Below are 17489 nucleotides of genomic sequence, written 5' to 3' on the forward strand. Positions count from 1 at the left end.
TAATTTAATAATCATGAAAAGAAAAGTTATTCTATTTTCTACTTTGCTTTTAGCTTCAGGTGTTTCTATGGGGCAGGCAAAGAAAATGTTACTAGCAGAAGATGTAACAAAAGGAGCAGAATTAAATACATCTGTCCTTAAACCTAATCTTAATGTAGGTTCTATTGAAAAAGCAGGTGGTGACACTGTTTGGGAAAATGAATTTGAGGATGCTACAGAGTGGGTTGCAGCAGGGCCTGGAAATGCTTATGAGACAAACGGTTGGTCTATTGGAGCAACTGTAGCAAATAGCTGGAGATATAGCAGCGGAGGAGATATGGGGACTTCTGGTGAATTTGCTAGATTTGCCAATAATGACCCTACTCAAGGAAATCAAGTTAATGCTGGTCCTTTTACGTTGACATATACTGGTTCAATCGATTTAACAGGTGTACCGGTTCCTCATCTTGAATTTGAGCAATATGGAGCTTTGTTTGCAGATTCTCAGGTTGTTCAGATCAGTTTGACAGGTGGTGCCTCATGGGTTACAGTTGCGACAAACAATGATTTGGAGATGTTGACGGCTTCAGGAGGTTCAGAATACGACAAACCGATGACACGTAGATTTAATCTGGAACCATACCTTTCAGGTGATGTTTCAAGTGTTATGATACGTCTTTACTGGAACGGAGGAATGAATGGTCAAAGTATGTCTTATATAACTTATGGTTGGTTTGTTGATAACATGCGTATCGTAGAAGGATTTGAAAATGACGTAAAAATCAATGATATTTTCAGTTCTGTTGGTGCAGCAGGATTGAAATACACGAAAATTCCTGTTACTCAGGTAGACGGGACTACTAAAGTTTCTTTTGGAGCAGAAATGCAAAATGTAGGAAGTCAGGATATTGATGCGTTATTGAATGTGTCAAATGCTGCCGGATATAATCAGGACGGACCTGCTTCTTCAGTTGTTTCTTTGGCATTCGATTCATTATTTGTTGATCAACCAATTGGATATACAATTCCTGCTACTGTTGGTGTTTATGACTTTACATATCAGTTAATGAATGCTAACCCTGTTACAGGAGTTGTTACAGGATTGGATAATACTTCACTAGTTGGAGGAACAGGGTATGCAGATGCTGCTGACGTTGCTGTAACAGGTGGTACAGGAACAGGTCTTACTGTTGATGTTGTAACGGATGGTTCAGGAGTTGTTACTGCGGTTACTGTAAACAACGCTGGTTCAGGATACGTTTCAGGAGATGTTATTACTATTTCTACAGGAAATGGTGATGCAACAATCGAAGTTTCTACGGTAGAGGATATTACATTGAATAACACTGCTGATGATGTTAAAGTACACCCATTTGAAGTGACTAATAAGGTGATGGCGGTTGATAGCTACGACGGTACAGCAGCTTCTTTCAACGGAGGATTTACAGGATGGTCAAATGAAGCACTTGATCCGGGGATCGGAACAGACTATGAAATTTTCGTAGATGCTGAGTTGGAACGTGTTCAGGTAGGTGTCTCTGCTGTGAATGATGAGGCAGAGTATATCGATAATATTCTTTTTGTTCAGTTGTTTAAGTTTGTTCCAGGTACAGGATATGAGTTTGTAGCGATTTCTATGGAGCATGAAATGAAGGCAGGAGAATTTGGAGGATTGGTAGATGTTCAGTTCGAAGAGCCAGTTTCTCTTCAGGCAGGAGATATTATTCTTCCAGTTGCTTGTTTCTTTACAGGATCAGTTGTTCCAATCGCGTTCTCAGGATACACAACAGCAGGAAATGTAGTTGGAGTTGGAGATAACTCAATGATTAGTCTTGCATCTGATGGAAATCTTGTTCAGGCACCAGTAGTACGATTGGATTTCGGAACATACCTAAGCGTGGAAGATAACGTGATTGAGTCTTCTAATGTATCGCTTTACCCGAACCCAGCGTCTAATAATGCAACTATCGCATACTCGTTGAACGAAGGTTCAGATGTAGCGGTTGAAATCAGAGATATGGCAGGAAAGCTTGTTTACTCGGCGGAAGAGTCAAATGTGGCAGCAGGATCTCACACAATGGCGATTTCAACGTCAGCAATGGCAGAAGGAATGTATACATATACACTTGTTGCTAACGGATCTAAGGTTACTAAGAAGTTTGTAGTGAAAAAATAGGCTTTTAAAGAAAATTTTTATGAAGAGGGCAGGATTCTAATCCTGTCCTCTTTTTTTTTTAAGAAAAATGTTGTAAATTAGTTTAAAACACTTAAGTATGAAGAAAAAATTAACTTTATTATCGACAGCTATTTTCTCTTGCTCTGTCCTTTTTGGTCAGGGAATCACTGGAGTTAGTACTGTTGAGTCTTATCCGAAAAAAAATGGATTGACTACACAGGGGAAATCAATCTCAAATCATTACCAAACAAAAGCTGAAGGAGATATAATTTGGTCTTCAGATTTTAGTACTCCTACAGATTGGAGTGTAGGTAATAATTCTACCCCTTCTGTTGACTGGGTTGTTGGAACGGCAGCACCTACTGGTGAGTTCTCTGTTGAAATGGGGGTTATTGCATCTACATCCGGAGGAAATTTTGCCTTGTTTGATTCAGATGGTTGGGGTTCAGGTACCAGTACTCAAAATTCTTGGATCGGTAATGCTAACCCAATTGATTTAACTGGAAATGCTGCTGTATTGATTCAGTTTGAGTCCTATTACCGCGCTTATGCAGGAGAATGTTTTGTTGAAGCTAGTACAAACGGTACGGATTGGACAACGGTTCAGGTACATCAGGACATTCCTTTGAATTCGGCTACAGAAAATCCGGTTGTTGTTCAGGTAAATATGTCAGGAGTAATTGGAGGGAGTTCAACGGCTTATATTCGATTCAGATATCAGGGAGCATGGGATTATGCATGGATGATTGATGATGTAAATATTATTGAAGCGTATGAGAATGATGTAGCACTTCTTAATGTTTACTCAATAGCTGGAGCAGCAGGATTGCATTATACAAAATTCCCGGTTTCTCAGGTAGATGGTTCAACAGAAATTACTTTTGGAGGTGATATTATTAATGATGGTTCTACAACTCAGAACCTTACATTTACAGCGTCTAATGCTTCTGGATATACGTTTACAACACCAGCAGTAGCAGTTGCTCCAATCGCAGAAGATTCTTTATCTATTGAGTCTCCAAATGGATTCCTAATTCCTGCAACTGCGGGTGTATATGATTTTACAATGACTGTAGCAGGAGATCAACCATTTGTAGATCCTTCGAAAGCAACAAAAGTTGAGCCTTTTGAAGTAACATCTAAAGTGATGGCGGTTGATAGATTTGATGGTACAGCTGGTTCTTATTCTGGAGCCTTTACAGGATGGGCAAACAATGCGCTTGACCCAGGTATTGGAGCTGATTTTGAAATCTTCGAAGATGCTATGTTGGAGAGAGTTCAGGTAGGGGTTTATCCTGCAGCAGATCCAACTCCTTATATCGGGAATGGACTATTTGTTCAGTTATTCAAATTTACGCCTGGAACAGGGTATGAGTATGTTGATATTTCATTGACTCATGAGGTTCAGGCATCTGATTTTGGTACATTGGTGAATGTACAGTTTGAAAACCCAGTGTCTCTTCAGGCGGGAGATATTATTCTTCCGGTGGCTTGTTTCTTCTCTGGATCTGAAGTTCCAATTGCTCTTGCAGGATTTACACTTTCTGGTACTGTAGTTGGAGTAGGAGATGGAGGAATGATTAGCCTTGCGTCTGACGGAGATCTTGTTGATGCTCCTGTGGTACGATTGGATTTCGGAACATACCTGAGCGTAGAAGATAATGTAATTGAGTCTTCTAATGTATCACTTTACCCGAACCCAGCGTCTAATAATGCGACTATCGCATACTCGTTGAACGAAGGTTCAGATGTAGCGGTTGAAATTAGAGATATGGCAGGAAAGCTTGTTTACTCGGCGGAAGAGTCAAATGTGGCAGCAGGATCTCACACAATGGCGATTTCAACGTCAGCAATGGCAGAAGGAATGTATACATATACACTTGTTGCTAACGGATCTAAGGTTACTAAGAAGTTTGTAGTGAAGAAGTAAATCTTTGATACAAGATAATTTTTGAAGGCTATCAATTTTGGTAGCCTTCTTTTTTGTGGTTAGATTATATACGCAATGCGTAGGCAGAATATTGGTAAACACTTGAACTCGGTTATCGGGAGTGTTTTATACAAAAAAACCACCCCAAATATGAGGTGGTTACCAATATCTATTATGAAGAGATTTTAAATCCTACTCTTCGTCGTTGTCTTCTAACACTCTTTTCGGGCGAATTGCTTCAAATAATCCTAATGTTACCCAATAGGGAACAGCAAATCCAAGAAGGAACAATAACAACCAAAATGCCATTCCGCCAAATAAAAAGAAAAGTACAATTCCAACTACTGTCATATCACATTATTTTTTCTCACTAATAAAGGGATAAAGCGTTTTCCCGTTTTCTAACTATCGGTTAACTTTCGTAAATTTGATAATATCCGACGTTGTAAAAGTAATAAATAATTCAGTTTTACAAATAAAAATTATGGAATATCGAATAGAAAAAGATACGATGGGAGAAGTAAGGGTGCCTGTTGATGCACTTTGGGGGGCTCAGACAGAACGTTCAAGGAATAACTTCAGGATAGGAACACCTGCTTCCATGCCGCTTGAAATAATCCATGCATTCGGAGTGTTAAAGAAAGCAGCAGCGCATACCAATCATAATTTGGGTATACTAAGTGAAGAAAAGAAAGATCTAATCTCAAAGGTTTGTGATGAAATTATTTCGGGGAAGCATGATGAACAGTTCCCGCTTGTGATCTGGCAGACAGGGTCGGGGACACAGTCAAATATGAATGTCAATGAGGTTATCGCCAATCGATCTCTCGTGCTGAGCGGAGGAAAACCCGGACAAGATCAACCAGTTGTATTACCCAATGATGATGTAAATAAGTCGCAGTCGTCAAATGATACTTTTCCAACAGCGATGCATATTGCAGCATACAAGCTATTGGTTGAAAATACAATTCCCGGAATAGAACAATTGCAACAAACGATTCATAAAAAATCAACAGAATTTGATAAAATTATTAAGATAGGAAGAACACATCTTATGGATGCAACCCCCCTTACATTAGGGCAGGAATTTTCAGGTTATGCTGCTCAATTAACTTACGGATTGACTGCATTAAAGAATAGCTTGAAACATCTTTCAGAATTAGCTTTGGGGGGAACGGCTGTCGGAACAGGGCTTAACGCTCCGGAGGGGTATGCAGCTCTTGTTGCGGAAAAAATTGCGGAGTTTACAGAGCTGCCGTTTGTGACAGCAAAGAATAAATTTGAAGCACTTGCTGCACATGATGCAATTGTTGAAACACATGCAGCATTGAAACAAATAGCTGTTTCATTATATAAAATCGGTAATGATATACGTTTGTTGGCGTCTGGTCCAAGATCGGGGATTGGTGAACTAATTCTACCCGCCAATGAACCCGGGTCTTCAATTATGCCGGGAAAAGTAAATCCGACGCAGATTGAAGCGTTGACCATGGTGTGCGCGCAGGTCATCGGGAATGATGTAACGATTTCATTTGCCGGTTCTCAAGGGCAATATGAATTAAATGTATTCAAGCCGGTTATGATTGCGAATTTACTTGAATCAGCAAGATTAATTGGTGATGCCTGTCGTTCTTTTGAGGTGAACTGTGTTCAGGGTATTGAAGCAAATGCCGAGCGAATTAACGAATTGTTGAATAACTCATTGATGTTGGTGACAGCATTGAATACGCATGTAGGGTATTACAAAGCGGCAGAGATTGCTAATGCTGCTCATAAAAATGGAACAACTCTAAAAGAAGAGGCGGTACGTTTGGGGTACCTCACAGCGGAAGAGTATGACCAATGGGTAAAACCTGAAAATATGGTATAAGTAATAGAAAGGAGGTAAACATATTTGCTTACCTCCTTTGCTATTTTTGCGATCGGGTGTTGTTTTATTTCAGACTAAAGTTAATAGGTACTACATACCAAACATTAACAGGGCGTCCTCGTTGTTTTCCGGGTTTCCAATCCGGCATTTTTTTAACGACACGGATAGCTTCGGCATCCAATTCGGGAGTTACTCCCTTAACGACATGAACATCGCTGATAGCTCCATTGTCTCTTACCAGAAATTTGACATAAACACGTCCCTGATCACCTATTCTTACAGACATTTCGGGATATTTTATTGCTTTTCCGAAATAGTTCATCATAGCTTCTTCTCCTCCGATAAACTCAGGCATTTCTTCTACAATTTCAAAACGCTCATTACTGAGAACCGGATCTCCGGGAGGGAGAGAAGTAGAGGTTCCTATTTTGAAGTCTCCGGGTTCAATAAATGGTTCGATAAGGCCATCATCTTTTTTCTTGAGATCATCAACAGGGTTTACAATGTCTGTTACAACAGCTACAGTTCTTTCCTGTTTAGCTACTTGTTGTTTTTGTTCAATGACTTCTGGTTTTTCAATGATGTCGTAGGTGAGGTCCCGTTTTAGTTCCGGGGCAACTTCTTCATTTTCCGTAATTCCGGTCGGTGTTGCCCAACGAAAAGCAACCAACGTCATAGTTCCGGCTACAATTAAGCCGATCTGGAAGAAGGCGAATCTTCTTCTTTCGAAGTTTAACTTCGGATTTTTTTTTGCGATCATACTAATAGATTTTAATTAAATATTAATAATCTACATTCAATCTTTATGCCAAAGTTGAAACTCCTTTATTTACAGGGTGTACAGATGTTTTTTTGTTAACTTTTGTTAAAGCTATTCATTGACAATCAATCGGAATCCCTTGCCATGAATGTTAATAATTTCAATACGACTTTCGTCACGAAGTAACTTTCTTAACTTGGCAATATAAACATCCATGGATCGTCCGTTAAAGTAATTGTCATCACCCCAGATTGCCCGCAAAGCCACTTCCCGATCCAGTACATCCGGACGGCTTTTACACAAAAGATGAAGAAGTTGATTTTCCTTTGTTGTGAGTTTCTTTTCATCTCCTGAGATGGTGAGAACTCTGGTAATGGGATTGAATGAGGCAGATGCCAGAGTAAAAGTCTCTACTGGTGCTGAGGATGAGTCATTTTTTGACATTCGTTTGTTGATTGCATTGATTCTGGCAAGCAACTCTTCCATTGAAAATGGTTTGGTAAGATAATCATCTGCTCCAATGGCGAATCCCTTCAGTTTATCATCCTTCATTGATTTGGCTGTTAGGAATAAAATAGGAGTTTCTTTATCGATTTTGCGGATATCTTCAGCAACAGCAAAGCCATCGCGTTCAGGCATCATTACATCGAGAATGAGGAAGTCGTATTTTTTTGTGTTAAATTTTTCGAATGCAATTTTTCCATTGACAGCAAGATCCGTATCAAATCCCTTTGCTTTGAGGAAAGTTGTAAGAAGCTTTCCCAGATTTTCATCATCTTCTGCCAGTAGTATTCTTTGTTTACTCATAATAATTCAAGTTTAATCCTGAAAGTAGTTCCGACACCAGGTTGACTCTCCACATCGATACTGCCGTTGTGAAGGTCTGTAATTGATTTTACATAGCTCAATCCAAGTCCGAACCCTTTAACATTGTGTACGTTGCCTGTGGGTATCCTGTACAATTTATCAAATATTTTTGAAAGATGCTCTTTTTTCATTCCAATTCCGTTATCAATGATCTCGAGAATGACATAATGCCCCTCTGTTTTCGTAATAACTCTGATATCGGGTTGTTTGTCACAATACTTTATAGCGTTATCCAGTAAGTTATTGACGACATTGGTAAGGTGGAATTTATCTCCGTTCACCATTGCAGAACCTATAGCAACTTCGTTGTGTAATGTTCCCCCCAGTGACTCTACCCGGAGTTTCACTTTATTGAGTACTGCATGAACCAATGAATTGAATTCAATAGTTTCTTTGTTAATTTTTAATTCGCCCTTTTCTATAATTGCAATTTGGAGGATGTTCTCTACGAGTGATTCCAGACGCTTGTTTTCTTCCTGGATCATACTAATAAAGGAAGAGGTTGCATCAGGATCTGCTTTCGATATATCGGCATCCCGTAAGGCTTCGCAAGCCAGGGATATTGTTGAAATCGGAGTTTTAAATTCGTGCGTCATATTGGAGATGAAGTCTGATTTCATCTCGGAAAGATTGCGTTGTGTTAACAGAGTTTTGTACATGATCCAGTATGAAATGATCATAAGTAATACAACGAGAAAAGCTGTTATGGCAACTCCCTGTATTTTTTTCCACAGGAATGTAGTTTGGTCAGGAAAGAAGACCTCCACGTAGAGTGGTTCATGAAACAACTCGGCCGGAAATAATTGGGCGGTATGATTAATTTTCTTTAGGGACTTAGAATAATTAGGAAGGCTGTCCGGAACACTTAAGACTTCTCCCTTTTCGTCAATAACCCGGTATTTATAAGAGGTTTTTAACTCTCCCAGATATAACTCTTCCTGTAGAATAGAATCTAGCAAATGAAGATCAATGCGTTCACTGGATTTCATAAAAAGGTCTTCCCGGAAAGCCTGAACCATCAGCTCATTAATATATTTTGATTTTTTGAACAGGTTTTGTGCAGCACGCACATCCCATTCCATCATCCTGCCGGTTGTGTCCAGTGACATATAATTATTCTCAGGAGAGATGAGCTCATGAAATTCCTGTACATTTCTTGCTAATACACGATGCTGAACCTCAATGCCTGTGATCGTATCAACGGCTTTACCGGTAATAATAAGATAATTGAGTTCTTCGCCTCTGATGTTAATAATGGTGTCTTTGATCTCCACCTTTTCTTTTACTGACATCAGGTTTTGGAATTCCTGTTTCAGAACATCTTTATATTTCCCGGAAAAATTCTGTCCTAATAATTCCCGGTACTTACGATACTCTTCTGACTTCTCGTGTCGAAGGGCGACACGCTCGAGAATTGTATGTGTTTTTTCATCAAAGTCCTTTTTTTCCTGGCCAATAGCCTCCTTTACCCAAAAAAACTGAAGGGCGATTAATGTCAGTAGTGCAACACTAATGACAGCTATAATGAAATATTGTCGTCTTTTATCCAACTATTTATTGTACAATTCTATCAACAAAAAAACTCATAAATCTTGAAATTAGTCCGGGCTTAACTTTTTTTAACAGGGAAGTACAGTAGCTTTCCGGTACGCTGTTCTTCTTTGAATTTTAATTGTACAATTTCCTGAACAGTTTTTCCCGTTAGTTTTGATTCTAACCACGAGATAATATCCAGATACAGGAAAGGTCTTTTTTCATAAGGTTTATGACTTAAAGCGACCAGTTTTTCAAGAAGATTTCCGAAGGCCAGATTCTCCTGATCCTTTGAACTTAAAGGTAATTTACGCAGAAACCCAAGAATCTCAATTTGTACACCATTTAAATCATTCTTCTTTAGTAAGAAACGATACACTGATTTTACCTGATATTCTACCAGAATATCATTTCCTAACTCATAGTGGGCAATGAGGTTCAGGATTCTTGCAAAAGACTGGATGTCTTCCCGCCATGCCTGTACTTTGAACTGAATAACACGGTTGAGATAACGTATAGCTTCTTTATTCATCCCGGCGCCAAAGAATAGGCAACCAATTTTGTAATATAAAACCATGATTCGGTGTTGGTCGAGAATGTGTGCATGGCGATCTATAAACGCATCTATAGTCTCTGCCAGTTTTGTCCCTTCAGAGAACGATCCTTCCAGATAGTGTTTATTTATAAGTGCTGTGTACAAAAAGAGATAGTACTGTACATTTACATTGTCTCCTCTGTAATCCGGCATCTCAAGCTGTTCAAAGTCAGTGATTGCCTGAGTAAGTCTCGGGTGATTCCGGATGTTGAAAAGCGCAAGGAGTAAATTGTTATACCCTTTAAGGTACATCTCAAATTCAATAGTTTTCATTGCGGGGAATTCATCGAATAAATCCACCCATTTTTGGGAATATCGGTATCCCATTAAAAAATCCTGTGTGATAACATGATACCATACGTATGCGTTGTAGAGCATCAATCGCTCATGAAAACCGAGTTCTTCCGCTTCAAACTTGGGAAGTTTGTCTTCAAACATGGATTGTATAACCTGGAAATCTCTTTCGTTACGGACAACTCCCACTTTGGTGTATAATCCGTACAGTTCAAGAGTTAAATTGGAATAAGCGACAGTTTTACTTACCTGATTACTGAGTCGGGTACTGTCTTCAATCAGTTGTGCAGCGCGATCCTTAAATCCCCGGGTTATATAAAGAGCTTCAATTCTTTTCTCAAACTCAATAAGTTCCAGTAGAAGTACCCTGTCATTGGCCTGTTCGGCTTTACATTTAGTTCGTTCAATTATGCGCAAGGCAGAAGAATGTAGTCCTTTAATGTAGAGTATATAAGCGTGATCCAGACTCTCACGGAGTTCCATTAGTTTATAATGACCGGAATGCAAATTCCGTAAACTATTTAGGATTTGATGGTATAAATGAGACTTAATGTTCGGGAGTTGAATCTTTTTTATCTCCGGATGCTTTTTCAGAAATAGCGTATCATCGTAATTAGGAAATCGGTCAATAAAGTTAAATAACAGAATGAACTTTGAACTTTCCGTACTGCTACCCGACCGTTTAGCAAAAAGCTTAAAAGATCGTTTTTCGGAGGAGCTTAACGACTGAATAAGTTGAACGAGATGAATAGTTATGTTTTTAGTCATCGTAGTTATTTTTTCATTAAATTGTTGTTTTTTAGTTTTTTATAATATTTAATTATTGGTTTGATATCGTGAATATATGAAAAAAAAGATTGTGGAATTAGACTTTCCTTCACATATTTGTTACGAACCTGATGGTTCAATACAGATACAGGCAGTTTAAAGCCCTTAAGTGGGAAGGAGTATTACTCCGCGTTTTTCGATTAATAGCATATAGAAAGTTCGCCTAGGCGAACTTTCTGTTTTATAAGGAGTAAGGGGACTTTTCATTTCCAAACAAATCAAGTACCTTTGCACAAATTTCAACGCATGGCATTCGAAGTTACGAAGGAATTTCTAGAACAAATCAGACAAGCCGTTGAAGAAGGGAACAGCAGCTTTATTGAAAGTGCAATAGTTGACCTGCATCCCGCTGATATCGCTGAGATTATTGATGAGCTGGATGCTCTAGAGGCAAAGTATGTTTTCTCCCTTTTGGATGATGAACCGGGTGCAGATGTACTGATGGAATTGGAAGACGATGTCAGGGAGCGTTTTTTGAAAATTCTTTCTTCTAAAGAGATTGCCGAGCAACTGGAGCAATTGGATTCGGATGATGCTGCCGATATTTTGGGAGAACTTTCTGAAGATATACAGGAAGAAGTTATTTCCCAGATTGAAGATGATGAAGTCGCTTCGGAAATTGTAGACCTTCTGAATTATGATGAGGATTCGGCCGGGGGATTGATGCAGAAAGAGTTCATCCGGGCTCAAATGAACTGGTCTGTGATGCGTTGCATTGCCGAATTGCGTCGTCAGGCGGAAGAAGTTGAGAAGGTTTACACTATTTATGTAGTTGATGAAAAGAATGAACTTATCGGTCTTCTGTCATTAAAAAGATTATTGTTTGCCTCCCCTAAGTCTTTGATTGAAGATCTCTACAGTAATAAGAAGATTATTTCGGTTAAAGCGCATGATACAAAGGAGTTTGTTGCGCAACAAATGAGTAAGTATAATCTGGAGAGTATTCCTGTTGTTGACAGACAAAACAAGTTGATAGGTAGGATTACTATTGACGATATTATCGATGTTATTCAGGAAGAGGCGGAAAAGGATTACCAGATGGCTTCCGGTATCTCCGGGAATGTAGAAGCGCGTTCCAGTGTTTTCAGATTAACTCGTGCGCGTTTACCCTGGTTGGTTATTGCGCTTTTTGGAGGTCTTCTAGGTGCTCAGGTTATCAAAACTTTTGAGCCTCAGATCGAACTTCATGCGATGCTGGCAATTTATATAACACTTATTCCGGCGATGGCAGGAAATGTTGGGGTACAATCATCCGCATTGATCGTGCAGGGCCTTGCTAATAATACATTGCGAACAACTGACCTGAAAACTCGGTTGACAAAAGAGGTGTCAGTAGCCTTGCTTAATGGAGCAATATGTGCTGCACTAATCTTTACCTTTAATTATATTTTTTACCAGGATATTCGTTTAGGTGTAACGGTAAGTGTTGCGCTTATGACCGTAATTCTTTTCGCTTCATTTTTTGGAACAGTGATTCCACTGATTCTGGATCATTATAACATTGACCCTGCATTGGCTACAGGTCCTTTTATTACAACACTAAACGATGTTGTCGGACTCTTTGTTTATTTTGCTGTGAGTTTATTATTATATTAAGATCATGTCAAAACAAGTTATTTTCCTGGATGTTGTTCATAAAATACTTGAAAAACGACTTACGAAAGCAGGTTTTCAATGTGTTGATGCTACGCAAATTTCAGATGAAGAGGCGAAAGTACTGGTACAGCAAGCCGAAGGAATTGTCGTTCGTTCGCGGTTTCCTTTAGATTCTGAATTACTTTCTTCTACGGAACAACTTGAATTTATTGCCCGATCGGGAGCCGGAATGGAAAATATTGACCTTGCATTTTGTGAGAATAACAACATACGGTTGTTTAATGCCCCTGAAGGGAATAGAAATGCTGTGGCGGAACATGCATTGGGAATGTTACTGGCGCTATTCAACAACCTGTTGAAGGGCGATCGTGAAATTCGTTCCGGAGTTTGGGATCGTGAAGGAAACAGGGGGATTGAACTGGACGGAAAAACAGTTGGAATTATTGGTTTCGGAAACAATGGGCAGGCTTTTGCTAGAAAATTAAGTGGTTTTGATGTGAATGTTCTGGTGTATGATAAGTACAAAACAGGTTTTTCTCTGGGACAGGTGGAAGAATCTTCTATGGAGCGTATTTTTGAGGAGGCTGATGTGGTGAGTTTTCATATTCCACAGAATGAAGAAACCATGTATTGGGCGGATGCAACTTTTTTTAACCGGTTTGCGAAACCCTTTTTTCTGATCAATCTTTCGCGGGGGAAAATTGTTCGTATTGCCGATCTTCTGGAAGCTATTGATTCGGGGAAGGTCGCAGGAGCATGTTTGGACGTATTGGAGTTTGAAAAATCAAGCTTTGAAAATATGTTTGAAGGAGATCAGTTGCCTGAAATTTTCAGAAAGTTGATGGATTCGGAGAAAGTAATTTTAAGTCCGCATGTTGGTGGTTGGACAAAAGAAAGTTATTTCTTGTTAAGCGATGTGCTGGCTGACAAAATACTAAGTGAAATTTCCCCGTTATAACCTGATTGAACCTTTGTATTTTCCTTCCTTATTAGTAGTTTCGTGTGCACAAGTGCCTAAAAAGTTTAGGAGGTGTCGAATGAATTGTAAACAAAAGAGAACAATATGAAGAGATTAGCAGTAATGGCTATTGGTTTAGCTATAGCAACAACTTCGGTAGCGCAGAAGTTACCCAGAACAAGTCCGTTAGCAGAGGTGGAGCAAACAGTAGGTTTGACTGATATTGAAATACAATACAGCCGTCCGGGAGTAAAAAACAGAACGATTTTTGGGGATGTAGTTCCTTATGGAGAGATGTGGCGTGTAGGTGCGAACGAACGAACAACAATCGAAATAGAAGACAATATTAAGATTGAAGGAAAAGAGTTGAAAGCTGGGAAATACGCTATTTTAGTAAAGCCCGGAAAGGATACCTGGCAGGTAATGTTCTCTTCAAATATCGAATCCTGGGGAACAAATGACTATGATCCGAAAGATGATGTGTTAACAATTGCAGTAAAACCTGAAGAGGCACAGTTTACTGAAAATATGTTATTCTATTTTGATGAAGTAGTTTGGGATAAAGCCAATCTTGTTTTGCAGTGGGATAAAGTTAAAATCCGTATTCCAATTGAAGTGGATGTTGATACTAAAGCATGGGCCGGAATTGAAGAAGCTATTGAAAAGAACCCAAAGGATGCAATGGTATTGAGAAATGCGGCACGTTATTGTGCAGATTCAGGAAAACGTCTGGATAAGGGATTGAAATTTATACAGGAGGCAAATGAAATCAAGTCGTCATGGTTGCATAAACTGATTGAGGCAAGAATCTATGCCGCGAAAAAAGAATATGATTCGGCAAGATCTTCGGCTAAGGAAGCAATTAAACTTGGTGAAGAAGAAGCAAAAGAGAGTGGAAAAGAGTTCTCGTATAAACGAATGATTGAGTCGGAAATGGCGAAGTGGAAATAATTCCAGAATAAAACTTAGTTTTTAGAGCCGGAGCACAGATCGCTTCGGCTCTTTTGTTTTTCTGTTTATATTAATGTTACTTTTGTTTAAAACAATAATAACATACGTTGGATAGTAGTAAACAGGTTTTGAAGTTTGTCGTATTCTGGTGGTTGGTATTTACGTTTCAGCGGTTTCTCTTCTCAATACATCATGCAGATCTGGTTCTCTCGTCAGGATGGGGAGAGTTTTTGGGAGTATTTTTTCAATCCTTCCGTCTGGATCTGGCAATGATCGGTTTTATCGCATTGGCTACATTGCCTTTTTGGTTATTGTATCGCCTTTCGAAAGGTAAAATACGTATGATAGCCTGGCAGATAATGAAATGGGAGCAGATCATTATTTTGTTGTTGGTTTCTATGATCCATGTGGGAGAAATAAATGCCTATGGAGAATGGATGCACAAGCTTTCCGTACGTGTGTTTAATCATTTAATTAACCCGGATGAAGTATTCCGGACTGCCACGGGAGCCAATTATTTTTTCTTTTTCCTATACGTATTTCTCGAAATGCTGTTTGGTATAAAGCTACTGAAGAAGATGTTTCGGTTTGAGCCTTCGCATTCTATTTCTCCTCTACGGCACAGTGTATCCGTTTTGGGTATGACGGTTGTTCTAGGTGGTTTATCTTTTCTGAGTGCGAGAGGAGGCTGGCAACCAATTCCAATAGGAATTAATTCGGCTATGTTTTCGGTAAATCCGGTTCTCAACGATGTGTCTGTAAATTCAACCTATTTCTTTCTACACAGTTTACGTCTTTACGGAAAGGTAGAATTAGATCAATATCTGAAAGAGGTGACACTGGAGGAATCAAAAGAATTTACGACAGAAGTTCTCAGTTACACAACTGATCACAATGCTATTTTTCTTGCTGAAAAACGACCGAATATAATTGTCGTTGTACTGGAAAGCTGGGCAGCAGATGCGATCAGTTACTCGGGTCTTCATGAGGGAACAACACCCCATTTTGATAAAATGATCAGTGAAGGGGTGTATTGTAGTGAGTTTTATGCTGCTGCCGGAACCTCTGAGATTGGCAATGCGGCTATTTTTGGAGGGTATCCGGCTCTCCCACAGGTTTCTTTGACAATGCATCCTGAGAAAAGCAGAAAACTTAAATCGTTGAATCAGACACTGAAACCGTACGGATATTACTCATCTTATTTGTTTGGAGGAGACTTGAAGTATGGAAATATAGGAGGGTATTTTCTGGATCACCAATTTGATAAGGTGATGGACGAAAAGGATTTTGACTCCGGGTTAGAAAGAGGTGTACTTAATGTGTATGATGAAGACCTCTACAAAAAGTTTTTAAAAGAGATTAACCAAACCAAAGAACCATTTTTACAAATTGCATTTTCCGGAAGTACACATTCTCCGTATGATATTCCTGAAAAGTGGAAGCATTTTTGGAAAGGAGATGAAGCGGGAATTATGAATAGTATCCGGTATGCGGATCACGCGTTATATGAATTTGTGGAAAATTGCCGAAAAGAAGAGTGGTTTGAGCACACACTTTTTGTGTTTGTAGCCGATCATGGTCGGACAACACCAACTAATCAGAATGCTACGGCTGCATCGTATTTCAGAGTCCCGTTGTTGTTTTGGGGGCCATTGATTACGGAAGAGTTTCGTGGTTTTGATATGGACAAAATTGCAACACAGTCAGATTTTGTTTCCACTTTGTTGTACCAAATGGAGATTCCATCGGACGATTATCCCTGGAGCAGAGATATTATGAGTCCCGACTTTTATCCGTTTGCCGTTTATTCCAGCTCACTGGGATACGGATGTAAAGATGAGGACGGGGATATGTTCTGGTTTATGAATGCCGAAAGATTTACAGCAAATACTTTTTCGGAAGAACAAATCAATGAAAAGATGGATAAAACCCGAAAGTATCTGAAAGTACTTTGGGAAGAATTTAAAGCACTTTGATTCATTTCAGGATTATGCTGATCAACTGTAATTTTCGTCGTAACTTTGCAGTGAAATGGTAAACACTTCGGGACTAAATATCAGAAATCTTGATTTTCCTGCTCTTCAGGTCAAAATGGAGGAGCTGGGAGAAAAAAAATTCCGTGCAAAACAGGTGTATGAATGGTTGTGGAAAAAAAATGCCCGCTCATTTGAAGAAATGACCAACCTGTCAATAGAGCTACGGAAAAAACTGGAGGATCATTTCTTTATCGATGGAATTACACTGGATGATCAACAGATCAGTTCGGATAAGACCATCAAATGTGCTTTTTCTATTACCGGAACCAATCAGGTGATGGAAGGTGTACTAATACCGACTTCTTCCAGAACTACAGCGTGTATTTCTTCGCAAGTTGGGTGTAGTCTTGCCTGTAAATTTTGTGCGACTGGAAGACTCAAATTGCTGCGGAATCTTACCGCGGGAGAGATTGTAGATCAGGTGGTTTATCTCAAAAATCAGGCGGAGACGAGATACGATCAACCACTTTCGAATATTGTTTATATGGGGATGGGAGAACCCCTCCTCAATTATAAAAATGTACTTCGTTCGGTAGAACTAATTACCTCCGAAGAAGGATTGGGAATGTCTCCCCGGCGTATTACCATATCTACTGCCGGAATTGCCAAAATGATTAAAAAACTCGGAGACGATCAGGTGAAATTTAACCTTGCTTTGTCGCTTCACGCTGCGAATGATACTAAACGCAGCAAAATCATGGAGATTAACGATACAAATAATCTTGAAGCACTTGCAGAGGCGTTAAAATATTTTTACGATAAAACCGGTACGCGAGTGACATTCGAATACATCATTTTCCGGGATTTCAACGATGGAATAGAAGATGCGGCAGAACTAGCCGTTTTCTGTAAAAATGTACCCTGTAAAGTGAATATCATAGAATATAATCCTATTGATGATGGTGAGTTCAAACAGGCTGCACCGGAAAGGGTAGATCGTTTTGCGGCATTTCTTGAAGAAAGAAACATTATTGTAAATGTCAGAAGAAGCAGAGGAAAAGATATAGACGCTGCCTGTGGTCAGTTGGCAAATAAAAATAAGGTTGCCAACGAAGAGAACCGCATTCTAAAGTAGATTTTCAAATCAGACGATTAACGGGTGAAAAAACTTCCTTA

At 39.3% G+C, this 17489-nt stretch carries 13 protein-coding genes; 8 read left to right on the forward strand and 5 right to left on the reverse strand.

Translation table 11 applies throughout. The annotated features are described in order from the left end of the window. Positions 1-13 precede the first annotated feature (13 nt). Together AC4PL9_RS00645 and AC4PL9_RS00650 are read left to right on the forward strand one after the other, a co-directional pair. The gene (locus AC4PL9_RS00645; protein ID WP_491602864.1) at positions 14-2155 is read left to right on the forward strand and encodes a T9SS type A sorting domain-containing protein; all 2142 of its coding nucleotides are present in this window, start codon (positions 14-16) and stop codon (positions 2153-2155) included. 97 nt (positions 2156-2252) lie between these two features. Beyond that, positions 2253-4085: a T9SS type A sorting domain-containing protein gene (locus AC4PL9_RS00650; RefSeq protein ID WP_491602865.1), complete on the forward strand. Its 1833-nt coding sequence runs from the start codon at positions 2253-2255 to the stop codon at positions 4083-4085. Positions 4086-4277: 192 nt separating this feature from the next. On the opposite strand, the gene AC4PL9_RS00655 is transcribed toward AC4PL9_RS00650, so the two are convergent. Further along, a complete protein-coding gene (locus AC4PL9_RS00655; protein ID WP_343785047.1) occupies positions 4278-4436 on the reverse strand; it encodes a hypothetical protein in 159 nt (52 codons plus the stop codon). Between the two features lie 133 nt (positions 4437-4569). Here AC4PL9_RS00655 and fumC point away from each other — a divergent pair, with 133 nt between their 5' ends. Continuing rightward, the gene (gene fumC, locus AC4PL9_RS00660; protein ID WP_491602866.1) at positions 4570-5955 is read left to right on the forward strand and encodes a class II fumarate hydratase; all 1386 of its coding nucleotides are present in this window, start codon (positions 4570-4572) and stop codon (positions 5953-5955) included. 64 nt (positions 5956-6019) lie between these two features. Here the strand turns inward: fumC and AC4PL9_RS00665 are convergent, their stop codons facing one another. From AC4PL9_RS00665 to AC4PL9_RS00680, 4 genes are all read right to left on the reverse strand, one after another. Further along, complete coding sequence (locus AC4PL9_RS00665) at positions 6020-6715, reverse strand: energy transducer TonB (protein WP_491602867.1); 696 nt, start codon at positions 6713-6715, stop codon at positions 6020-6022. Between the two features lie 111 nt (positions 6716-6826). After that, on the reverse strand, positions 6827-7522 hold the full coding sequence (locus AC4PL9_RS00670) for a response regulator transcription factor (RefSeq protein WP_491602868.1): 696 nt from the start codon (positions 7520-7522) through the stop codon (positions 6827-6829). Next, positions 7519-9132 carry a sensor histidine kinase gene (locus AC4PL9_RS00675; protein WP_491602869.1) on the reverse strand — a complete coding sequence of 538 codons (1614 nt, stop codon included), beginning with the start codon at positions 9130-9132 and terminating at the stop codon, positions 7519-7521. The genes AC4PL9_RS00670 and AC4PL9_RS00675 overlap by 4 nt, the downstream gene beginning before the upstream one ends. A 59-nt stretch (positions 9133-9191) precedes the next feature. Then, the gene (locus AC4PL9_RS00680; protein ID WP_491602870.1) at positions 9192-10772 is read right to left on the reverse strand and encodes a hypothetical protein; all 1581 of its coding nucleotides are present in this window, start codon (positions 10770-10772) and stop codon (positions 9192-9194) included. 306 nt (positions 10773-11078) lie between these two features. Between AC4PL9_RS00680 and mgtE the strand changes: the two genes are divergently transcribed. From mgtE to rlmN, 5 genes are all read left to right on the forward strand, one after another. Next, positions 11079-12428 (forward strand): magnesium transporter, encoded by a 1350-nt coding sequence (mgtE, locus tag AC4PL9_RS00685; protein ID WP_491602871.1) that lies wholly within the window; start codon positions 11079-11081, stop codon positions 12426-12428. Between the two features lie 4 nt (positions 12429-12432). Further along, positions 12433-13386, forward strand: coding sequence for an NAD(P)-dependent oxidoreductase (locus tag AC4PL9_RS00690; protein WP_491602872.1), 954 nt, complete (start codon positions 12433-12435; stop codon positions 13384-13386). A 105-nt stretch (positions 13387-13491) separates the two neighbouring features. Next, positions 13492-14337, forward strand: a complete 846-nt coding sequence (locus AC4PL9_RS00695; protein WP_491602873.1) for a DUF2911 domain-containing protein — start codon at positions 13492-13494, stop codon at positions 14335-14337. Between the two features lie 107 nt (positions 14338-14444). Further along, a complete protein-coding gene (locus AC4PL9_RS00700) occupies positions 14445-16313 on the forward strand; it encodes an LTA synthase family protein (protein ID WP_491602874.1) in 1869 nt (622 codons plus the stop codon). Positions 16314-16368: 55 nt separating this feature from the next. Beyond that, the gene (rlmN, locus tag AC4PL9_RS00705) at positions 16369-17448 is read left to right on the forward strand and encodes a dual-specificity RNA methyltransferase RlmN (protein WP_491602875.1); all 1080 of its coding nucleotides are present in this window, start codon (positions 16369-16371) and stop codon (positions 17446-17448) included. Positions 17449-17489: the final 41 nt, after the last annotated feature.

The organism is Wandonia sp., assembly GCF_984588085.1.